Origin of the sequence: Psychromonas sp. (assembly GCF_041586535.1) — a bacterium.
Classification (GTDB): Bacteria; Pseudomonadota; Gammaproteobacteria; order Enterobacterales; family Psychromonadaceae; genus Psychromonas.
Window position 1 is genome coordinate 34,555 of record NZ_JBFGZY010000006.1, and the last position, 9,831, is coordinate 44,385.

Below are 9,831 nucleotides of genomic sequence, written 5' to 3' on the forward strand. Positions count from 1 at the left end.
CCGGAGGGTTTATGGACAGTGACGCAGTAAAAGCAGTCATCCTGAAAGAGTTAAGCAATATCGCCCCTGAAATAGAATCAGATGAAGTGCCCGCAGATCAGGATATGCGCGAAGCACTGGAGCTCGACTCTATGGATTTCCTTAATTTAATCATTGCCGTTTCCAAGCGCACCGGGGTAGCTATTCCTGAGGCGGACTATGCCAAAGTTCTTACTCTGGATGCAATGATCGCCTATCTGATGCGGGGTGACTGAGTTTTGTTTTACAGCCTGTATAATTTTAATGATGACCATATTCACAGCGCAGGCGCAGCAGTGAAATCTCTTAAGCCCCTCTACAATGGAGCGTTATATTATGATTATCGGCGTCCCGAAAGAGATTAAAAATAACGAATACCGCGTCGGTATGGTACCCGCCAGTGTGCGTGAATTAACTCTTCATGGGCATCAGGTTATTGTAGAGCACAATGCGGGAACCGGTATTGGTTTTTGTGATCAGGACTATATAGATGCTGGTGCTTCGATCTGCACAAATGCAGCGAAAATATACGCAGCTGCTGAAATGATAGTTAAAGTCAAAGAGCCCCAGGTGAATGAACGGGCATGGCTGCGCGCAGGACAAATTTTGTTTGCCTATCTGCATCTGGCGCCGGATCTAACTCAAACTGAAGATCTGATTAAATCAAAAGCTGTCTGTATCGCCTATGAAACAGTAACAGACAACCAGGGGGGACTGCCGCTTTTGGCGCCGATGTCGGAAGTGGCCGGCCGTATGGCGATTCAAGCCGGTGCCCAGGCACTGGAGAAATCCCATGCCGGTCGCGGTATCTTATTAGGCGGTGTGGCAGGCGTTCCTTCAGCCCGGGTTGTGATTATTGGCGGAGGTATAGTCGGTAACAATGCGGCACAAATCGCCGTTGGTATGGGCGCTGATGTGGTTATTCTGGATCGTAATATCCATGTATTACGCCGTCTTGATGCGCAGTTTGGCAATAGAATTAAAACCCTTTATTCCAACACAGAAGCACTTGAAAAACAGGTCATTGAAGCCGATCTGGTAATTGGCGCAGTACTCATTGCCGGTGCCGCTGCACCTAAATTGGTAACGGCTGAGCATATTAAAAAAATGAAAGCAGGCGCGGCGGTGGTTGATGTAGCGATTGATCAGGGAGGTTGTATAAGCACTTCAAAAGTAACTACCCATGCACAGCCAACCTTTATCGTGGATGGCGTGGTGCATTACTGCGTTGCCAATATGCCCGGTGCAGTCCCGATTACATCAACCTTTGCGTTAAATAATGCAACCCTGCCTTTTATTATCAAACTTGCCGATAAGGGTTATAAACAGGCGTTATTAAGTGATCCGCACTTTTTAAATGGCCTGAATATCATTAACGGCCAGGTAACCTGTGCCAATGTTGCTCAAAACCTGGGATTTAACTACGTAGATCCGAAAATAGCCTTAACATCAAGTTTGTTTTGACAATAAATAGTTCAGCTTAGCTGTTACCAATTAAGATTTGATTAGCTTCATTAGTTTCTGCGACCATAATTGGCTGCGGCAGCGATAACGATGATTATTCCTATTTAAGAATTTACCATGCCTCTCCTGCTGCACCAAAAGTAACTGTTTGGTTAGACGGTGAAGTTGCTTTATCCGGCGTTGATTATCAGCAGAGTTCCAGTGCTATTAAAGTAAAAGCAGTCTCTTGAGACTGCTTTTTTATTGTTGTTTATTGATCGCTATTTTCCCCCTGCGCCTGCTTAAGCGCGGATAAAACCTGCTCACTGCTTAAAATAGTTGCTAAAGGTATCCCTTGGGGGGCGCCCGGCCCATAAACAATATTAAAGGGCACGCCGTAACGGTTAAATGACTGTAAATAGGCTGTCACGGTATCAGAACGGACGGTCCAGTCGCCCTTCATTAACAAAATGTTTTCCGCCTGCAGGGCACTGTTCACCGGATCTTGCTGCAGCACGCCGATTTTATTAGCCTTACAGGTAATACACCAATCCGCGGTGACATCCACAAAAACCGTTTTACCCAATGCAACCTGTTGTGCAATTGACTGCGCATCCAGCGCTTGCCAGTGCAGATTATCAGCGAGCGGAGCTGCCCAGTTTTTGCTTGTTAAACTGCCCGCCAGAAAGCCCACTGCAGTGGTTGCCACTAGAGAGATTAAGATGATCAAGAATACGCGTTTGCCGTATTTTCTGACGGTTAATGTGAACAGCAATAGCAGCAGAATGACAACAATCATAATAGTCACTGGCATACCGATAAAATTAGCCAGTAAACTCAGCAGCCACAAACTGGTCGCCAATATCATTAAAGCGAACAATAATTTAACCGTGCCCATCCATTTACCCGGTTTAGGCAGTAACAAAACGCCGGAAGGAAAAAGGGAAATTAACAACCAGGGCAGCGCCATGCCCAGACCCAGAGCGGTAAAAATAGCAAACAGCTCAGGCAGCGTTCCACCCAGGGCAAACGCAACAGCTGTCCCTAAAAATGGCGCACTGCATGGCGTTGCCAGCAGAGTGGCAAACATTCCCTGCAGATAATGACCAAAATGAGATTGATCCCCTTTAGTGGCCAACCAGGTTTGTGCGCCAGCAGGAAGTTGAATTTCGAAAAGACCGAGCATATTCGCGGCGAATAAGGCTGTTATCACCACCATCACGGCAATAAAATAAGGATTTTGGAATTGAATTCCCCAGCCTAAAGCCTGGCCCGATAGTTTTAAAGCCATTAAAAAAACGGCCAATAACCAGAATGAAGTTAATATACCGGCCGAAGAAGCTAAAAAATGTGTTCTGATTTGGCGGCGCTCAATCCCCCGAGCGGATAAAATAGAGCTTAACTTCATGCCTAACACCGGCAAAACACAGGGCATTATATTAAGAATCAGACCGCCCAATAAAGCAATTAAAAACATTGAGACCAAACCGCCTGCTGCCGGAACGCTGATAATTTGATCCGAGGTTGTAGTGGTCAACTCTACGGCAAGGTCTTTATCCAGAATAGTGGCACGTATGCTTTTATGCGTTAAATTGACTTCACCGGACCAGCTTGAAACCTTAATGGTTGCCGTCATGGTATTATTCAGAGTGTTTATTTCAGGAGCCGAAAAAGTAATATAAGCGAATTCGGGATCACCTGAATCGATAAACAGATCCGGTGTAGACCAGCCGAATTGATTAGTGACCTGCACTACCAACTGCTGCTGTGCCTGATCCCAGGAGGAAGACACCTGCTTAATCACGGTGTTATTTTTCTGCTCAGACAGTTGCTGCTCAGTAATCACAAGCGGGATAGCTCCCTTTGCCCGGGCAAATTTAAAGGCCACGTCCGGATCAATAATCAGGTTGCCGGGATCAAAAAAGAGATTAATTTCATAATCACTTAAAACACAAATCGTGGTGCATGAAGCGAGGGTTAATACGCCTTTCAACAAAGCAGGTCGATTGATATCCTGTAACTCTATAATCAGCGGAAAATTAACTTCCCCCTTATAACCAAGGGTTTCGACACCCAATACAGGATAACGCCGCGGAGCCGGCCATAACCAGTTAACCTCTTTTATGTTGTGTGAATCTGCAATATTAAAGGTCGGCGCCACGCCGCCTTCGCCGGGAGAGCGCCAATAGGTTTTCCAGTCACCGGAGAGTTTAACCTGCAACAATGCATTAATACTTTGCGCCTCTTTATTCACTTCTCCGGTTAAAGCCGCTAATACACTTACAGGAGGATGATTCACGTCGCTTAACCAACCTGTCGATGTCTTCTCCTGAACAGGCGAAAAAAAAGCAGAGGCAGCAGCGCTGAATAGACACATAAGCAGTGATAAACAGATTAAAGATCGGCGCAGGATTAATTTTGGCAATTGCAGTTCTCCAGAGAATAAAAATACCGGCAAGCATAAGAGTTAAGTAATACAATATGGGGTGCCCGGTAATTTTTATTTTAACATCGAACTCCCTGCCGGCGCATTAAAAGATCAGCACAATAATGCGGCCTAAAATAAACAACCGGGGTGAAAAGAGAAGATCTTCATCTGCACTTGCAGCACAGATAAATAACACAAAGATCTCCTTAAGATCCTTGCTTATTAATGACGCTTCTATATAATCCACCCACCCTGACCACGTGTCTGGCGTGTACATTATGTTTAGCTGATTTAAGCTTGTGCTTATTTAAGGCAAAAATTTTAATGTCCCGAAAGAAGCATCTCTGATTGACTTTTAGTCGATCAATACATAGAATTCGCTCTCTTTTTAATCGGCTGACTGTTTTTCTTTATTATTTATGATTTGCTCAAGAAGTGATTTATCAATAATAAGCTAAAAATATTAGCTACTGTACCGAACTTAACAAGAAGTGGAAAAGAGCATGAAACGTACTTTTCAACCAAGTAACATCAAGCGTAAGCGTTCACACGGTTTCCGAACTCGTATGGCGACTAAAAATGGTCGCGCAGTACTAGCTCGTCGTCGTGCTAAAGGCCGCGCAAGCTTAAGCGCATAATCTACCAGACGTGGTGAATTATTCGTTCTCTCGGGAGTTGCGTCTGCTAACTCCCGAAGATTTTCAACCTGTTTTTAAAAATGCTATCCCGGCAGTTTCCCCCTATCTGACTCTTCTAGCTAGAAAAAATACTTTAGATCACCCCCGCATCGGCATGGCTATCCCTAAAAAACACATTAAACGTGCTGTAGGGCGTAACCGTATTCGTCGCATTGTTAGAGAGCAATTTCGCCACCAACAACACCAACTCCCTGCAATCGATATTGTTGTCATTGCTAAAGCGGGTATTGCAGATTTATCAAATCAAGAAATTAATAAAATATTGGATAAATTATGGCGAAAATTAGTGCAGCGCTGCAATGGGTAGTCATTAAATTCATTCGCGGTTATCAAGTATTTATTAGCCCGATGATAGGTCCACGTTGCCGTTTTACGCCGACCTGTTCACAATATGCGATCGAAGCGATAATATTACACGGAATAATAAAAGGTTGTTGGCTCGCGGCCTCGCGTATTATAAAATGCCAGCCTTTAAGTGAGGGTGGTTACGATCCTGTGCCTACTTGTTGTGCTAACAAAAATAAACCTAAATAAATAGAGAATAAGAAACGTTATGGAATCCCAACGCAATTTACTGTTACTTGCCCTACTGTTTGTGAGCTTTCTGCTTTTTCAAGCATGGGTCGAGGAAAAAAATCCCGAAGTGGCTCCGCAAGTGCAAACGGAACAAACTAATCCATCTGTTCCGGCTTCAGTTGCCAGTGCAGATTTAAGTGACGGTGTCCCGAATTCATCTCCATCAGGCACTAATGAAGCGCCAAATCAACTACCTGCAACTAAATCAATTACTCTGGAAAATGATCAGTTACGCTTAGCCATCTCTCTGGTTGGTGGTGATATCATTTCAGCTGATTTACTGCAGCACGATGACGAGCTTGATTCCGGCAACCCTTTCCGTCTATTGGATAGCGGTGATGGTTTTACCTATATCGCACAAAGCGGTTTGATTGGACAAGGTCCGGATGCTAATAAAAACGGCCGTCCTTTATATACTGCAAGCAGCACAGAAACAGTATTAGCCGGCGGTGAAAATGCCGTATCGACAGCACTGCGTTTTGTAGATGGCGATGGTAATGTTTTCACTAAAACCTTTACCCTTAAGCGCGGTGATTACGTTGTTAACGTTGCTTACAAAATTGAAAACAAAACAGCAAACCCAATCAATGTTCAGATGTATGGTCAGTTAAGAGAATCCATATCTGAATCATCTGGCAGTATGGTGATGCCGGTATATCGTGGCGGTGCTTTCTCATCAGGCGATACGCGTTACCAGAAATACAGCTTTGATGATATGAAAGATGCATCATTAAACAAAAGCACCGAGGGTGGTTGGGTTGCCATGTTACAGCATTATTTTGTATCGGCGTGGATCCCGGCTCCGACAGATAATAATGTTCTTTACAGTAACATTATTCAAAATAAAGATGCAGCTATTGGCTTTAAAGCACCGCTTAAAACCGTTGCTCCACAAAGTGCCGCCGAGCTTGAAGCGAATTTGTGGATTGGTCCTAAAATACAAAAAGATATGGCCGTTGTTGCCGAGCACCTTGACTTAACCGTTGATTACGGATGGTTATGGTTTATTGCTCAGCCGCTATTTAAACTGCTGCTGTTCTTCCAGGGTATTGTTGGCAACTGGGGCATCGCGATTATCCTGATCACCTTTACGGTAAAAGGTGCTCTTTATCCGCTTACCAAAGCACAGTATACCTCTATGGCTAAAATGCGTCTGCTGCAGCCTAAGATTCAGGCATTACGTGAACGTTTCGGAGACGACCGTCAGAAAACTTCTCAGGCAATGATGGAGTTGTACAAGAAAGAGAAAGTAAATCCGCTGGGTGGTTGCTTCCCTATCCTGTTACAGATGCCTATTTTCATCGCCTTGTACTGGTCATTGATGGAATCTGTTGAACTTCGCCATGCACCGTTTATGTTATGGATTCAGGATCTTTCGGTACAAGACCCTTATTACATCATGCCGATTCTAATGGGTGTGAGCATGTTCTTTATCCAGAAAATGTCTCCAACAACCGTACAGGATCCGATGCAGCAGAAAGTAATGCAGTTTATGCCGGTTATTTTCACCTTCTTCTTCCTGTGGTTCCCTGCAGGTCTGGTACTTTACTGGCTAATGAGTAATATCGTTACCTTGATCCAGCAAACGATGATTTACCGCAGCTTTGAAAGTAAAGGCCTGAGTGCGAAGAAAGTCGTAGCTGAAAATAAAAAATAATGTAGTTAAGCTATAACCATTGCTAAAAAGGCGACTATAATAGGTCGCCTTTTTTTATCTGATAATTTAAATTTTTGGGGTGCTCATTATGATCCAGGCGACTGATACAATTGTTGCTCAAGCAACCGCACCGGGCCGTGCAGGCGTTGGTATTATCCGGGTTTCAGGTCCGCATGTAGAGACAGTAGCAAAAGTTATTTTAGGCAAACTACCTAAACTGCGCTTTGCCGAATACCTCCCCTTTCACGACCAGCATCAGGAAGTGCTGGATCAAGGCATTGCGCTGCTGTTTAAAGCGCCAAATTCCTTTACCGGTGAAGATGTTCTGGAGCTTCAGGGGCATGGCGGCCCAATCGTTATGGATATGCTGATTAAAGCCATTTTAACTATTAAAGGTATACGCAGCGCCAATCCCGGTGAATTTTCTGAACGTGCCTTTATGAACGATAAACTCGACCTGGCACAGGCGGAAGCTATTTCCGATCTGATTGAAGCGACGTCAGAACAAGCAGCAAAAAGTGCGCTGCATTCTTTACAGGGTGAATTTTCAGAGAAAATCCATCATCTTGTTGAAAGCCTTATATATCTGCGTATTTACGTTGAAGCCTCGATCGACTTTCCCGAAGAGGAGGTGGATTTTTTAAGTGACGGCAAAATTGCCAAAGATTTATACCAGATTATTGATAATTTAGAGGCGGTCAAAGAGCAGGCCAGACAGGGTGCAATTTTACGTGATGGTATGAAGGTGGTTATCGCCGGTCGCCCTAATGCGGGTAAATCAAGTTTATTAAACAGCCTGGTCGGTAAAGAAAGTGCGATTGTCACCGACATTGCCGGTACTACACGTGATGTGATGCGTGAGCATATCCACATCGATGGTATGCCATTGCATATCATTGATACGGCAGGTCTGCGTGAAGGTGCTGATGAAGTGGAAAGAATAGGTATTGAGCGTGCCTGGCAGGAGATTAGCACAGCGGATCGTATCCTGTTTATGCTTGATGCGACTACCACCAGCGCAGAAGATCCGCGTGAAATCTGGCCCGACTTTATTGATAAATTGCCTGAATCAATAGGTTTGACTGTGGTGCGTAATAAAGCAGATTTAACCGGGGAAGCATTAACCATTACAGAAGATCATAACCACCCTGTTTACCGCATTTCAGCCAAAACAGGCCTGGGAGTAAACCTATTAAAAGAGCACCTTAAAGACATTATGGGTTATCAGGGTAATACCGGCGGTGGTTTTATGGCCAGACGCCGTCATTTAGAAGCTATCGATAATGCCCAGCGGCATCTCTTAGAAGGTAAGATCCAGCTGGAAGAGTATCAGGCAGGAGAGTTATTAGCGGAAGAGTTAAGGTTAACCCAGCAGTATCTGAGTGAAATTACCGGTGAATTCACATCCGATGATCTGTTAGGGCGTATATTTTCCAGTTTCTGCATCGGGAAATAACTCCCCCACCTTTTTGCCAATAAAAAGCCGCTATTTTGCGGTTTTTTTATGGCCCCATTGCTATTGATAATGATTACCATTAAGATTCGCTTGCTAATTAAGGGCGTTAGCACCTTTTGACGATGAACGATGAATGTGCACCTGTCACAAACTCGTAGTAAATCTTTCATAATTTCGTCACAGAGAATCTTTATGCTCTATCGCGCAACAAAGATTGCCCTGATAAAAACTATAACTAAAAAATTAACTTCTAAATAACAATGGAATGACTATGAAAAAGACATTATTAGCAACTGCAATTTTAACGGGTTTGGTTTCTACAGCTCAAGCTGGTGTAACAGTATTCAAAGACGATAGCAGTCAGGTAGATCTTAAAGGACGTATTTACGCAGGTTATATCAATCAAGATAATAACGATGCAGATAAAAGCAGAGGCTCTTCTGATGCTTATTTCCGTTTAGGTCTTGATGGAAAATCGCAGCTAACTGAGGATCTTAAAGCGATTGGTAAGTTGGAAATGCAGTGGGCGATTGCCGATGATGACAAACAGGACACAACAAGAACACGTTTGGCATACGCGGGTGTGCAGAGTGCTTTAGGTACAGTTACTTTTGGTCGCCAGTATGCAACAGATGAGATGGTGGCCGACTGGACAGACAGTGCTGTTTCAAATGTTCCTGGTAATGATGCATTGAATGAATTTGGTCGTGAATCAAGTGTATTAAAATTTGAAAATACATATATGGATGCGCTAACCGTTGGGGCGCATATGCAACTTGAAAATAGTTACGATGCTGATGAAAAAGACGACACAGACGAGAAATCTGGTTACGGTATTGGCGCTGTATTTGCGACCGATTTAGGTCTGGAGCTGGGTGCAACTTACGGTATCGAAACAAAAGGTGATATTGATACAGACACTATCTTACTGGGTGCGCAATACAAGATCGCAGACCTAACCGCTGCTGTTGTATATGATATTACGCATAAAGATAAAGATGAAGCTAGCCATAATGCACTTGAAACCTCACTAGCATACGGATTTGGCAAAGCCTCTGTTGTTGGACGTTACTTACAAAAAGATGTTGATGGTAAAGCTGATTACACTGTAGAGCAATTCACATTCGGTGCTGCCTACAAATTCAACAAAAACTTCCGTGTGGTTGCTGAATACGTTGCCGACCAGGTTAAAGATCAAGATGATTTGTACACTTTTGCTGCCCGTTACGATTTCTAAAAAACAGAGAACAACCTGATTTTTAAAACAAGCAACACAATCATTTGATAATAGCAGGGATGGCAATTATCACGGATTTGATAAAATAACACTAAGGGCAGCTTCGGCTGCCCTTTCTTTTACTTTTTACGCACCGATATAGCCACCACTTACCAGCACTGCACAGCTGATTAACAGTAATACCAAATCCGATAATTATCTATTCATTTATGCTTGTTAAAATGAATGCTAGCTTCGTTATTGATTTTGCAATTAGAACAACTAGTTACTGCAATCAATGCCTTGCTTTCATCCATTTTTCCTACGCCTAAATAGATC

The 9,831-nt window shown here is 43.6% G+C and carries 10 protein-coding genes; 9 read left to right on the top strand and 1 reads right to left on the bottom strand.

Annotation, left to right across the window (positions count from 1 at the left end):
* Positions 1-11: 11 nt before the first annotated feature.
* The 3 genes from ABZA00_RS01610 (at position 12) to ABZA00_RS01620 (ending at position 1,712) form a co-directional block, all read left to right on the top strand.
* Positions 12-254, top strand: coding sequence for an acyl carrier protein (locus ABZA00_RS01610; protein WP_372880395.1), 243 nt, complete (start codon positions 12-14; stop codon positions 252-254).
* Between the two features lie 100 nt (positions 255-354).
* The gene (gene ald, locus ABZA00_RS01615; protein WP_372880396.1) at positions 355-1,482 is read left to right on the top strand and encodes an alanine dehydrogenase; all 1,128 of its coding nucleotides are present in this window, start codon (positions 355-357) and stop codon (positions 1,480-1,482) included.
* 110 nt (positions 1,483-1,592) lie between these two features.
* A complete protein-coding gene (locus tag ABZA00_RS01620) occupies positions 1,593-1,712 on the top strand; it encodes a hypothetical protein (RefSeq protein ID WP_372880402.1) in 120 nt (39 codons plus the stop codon).
* 20 nt (positions 1,713-1,732) lie between these two features.
* Here ABZA00_RS01620 and ABZA00_RS01625 read toward each other — a convergent pair whose 3' ends face one another.
* Positions 1,733-3,838, bottom strand: a complete 2,106-nt coding sequence (locus ABZA00_RS01625) for a protein-disulfide reductase DsbD family protein (protein ID WP_372880403.1) — start codon at positions 3,836-3,838, stop codon at positions 1,733-1,735.
* Between the two features lie 554 nt (positions 3,839-4,392).
* Here ABZA00_RS01625 and rpmH point away from each other — a divergent pair.
* From rpmH to ABZA00_RS01655, 6 genes are all read left to right on the top strand, one after another.
* Positions 4,393-4,527, top strand: a complete 135-nt coding sequence (rpmH, locus tag ABZA00_RS01630) for a 50S ribosomal protein L34 (RefSeq protein WP_028869407.1) — start codon at positions 4,393-4,395, stop codon at positions 4,525-4,527.
* 10 nt (positions 4,528-4,537) lie between these two features.
* Positions 4,538-4,894, top strand: a complete 357-nt coding sequence (gene rnpA, locus ABZA00_RS01635; protein WP_372880397.1) for a ribonuclease P protein component — start codon at positions 4,538-4,540, stop codon at positions 4,892-4,894.
* Positions 4,861-5,121: a membrane protein insertion efficiency factor YidD gene (yidD, locus tag ABZA00_RS01640; RefSeq protein WP_372880398.1), complete on the top strand. Its 261-nt coding sequence runs from the start codon at positions 4,861-4,863 to the stop codon at positions 5,119-5,121. The genes rnpA and yidD overlap by 34 nt, the downstream gene beginning before the upstream one ends.
* Before the next feature lie 19 nt (positions 5,122-5,140).
* The gene (gene yidC, locus ABZA00_RS01645; RefSeq protein ID WP_372880399.1) at positions 5,141-6,820 is read left to right on the top strand and encodes a membrane protein insertase YidC; all 1,680 of its coding nucleotides are present in this window, start codon (positions 5,141-5,143) and stop codon (positions 6,818-6,820) included.
* Positions 6,821-6,908: 88 nt separating this feature from the next.
* Positions 6,909-8,276 carry a tRNA uridine-5-carboxymethylaminomethyl(34) synthesis GTPase MnmE gene (gene mnmE / locus ABZA00_RS01650; RefSeq protein ID WP_372880400.1) on the top strand — a complete coding sequence of 456 codons (1,368 nt, stop codon included), beginning with the start codon at positions 6,909-6,911 and terminating at the stop codon, positions 8,274-8,276.
* A 271-nt stretch (positions 8,277-8,547) separates the two neighbouring features.
* Positions 8,548-9,513, top strand: a complete 966-nt coding sequence (locus ABZA00_RS01655; RefSeq protein ID WP_372880401.1) for a porin — start codon at positions 8,548-8,550, stop codon at positions 9,511-9,513.
* The last annotated feature ends 318 nt before the right edge of the window (positions 9,514-9,831 follow it).